This window comes from Pseudomonas sp. SIMBA_067, assembly GCF_046534675.1.
GTDB lineage: Bacteria > Pseudomonadota > Gammaproteobacteria > Pseudomonadales > Pseudomonadaceae > Aquipseudomonas > Aquipseudomonas putida.
Map to the genome: position 1 here is coordinate 1 of NZ_JAWRYH010001119.1, position 245 is coordinate 245.

Consider the following 245-nt stretch of genomic DNA (forward strand, 5'->3'; position numbering starts at 1 on the left):
CTTCTTCTTGATCTAAATGGTCGACTAACTTTTGATATGAAAGTGGTAACGCCACCAACATCAGATACTACATGGCTATTGAAAGCCGAAGCGGGCGATGGTGGTCCTAATACCGGCGATGTAGCCCTTAGCGATAGTAATGAAGGTGTTACTCCGGTTACTGGTCAATGGCAAATTTACACCTTCCCACTTTCTTTACTACAAGAAAGAGGCTTAGATTTAAGTGCCATTGATGTATTAATGGT

At 42.0% G+C, this 245-nt stretch carries 1 protein-coding gene; it reads left to right on the forward strand.

The features are described from left to right. Positions 1-245: hypothetical protein (locus SB765_RS32765; protein WP_410932909.1), on the forward strand; the 245-nt coding region annotated here is incomplete at both ends.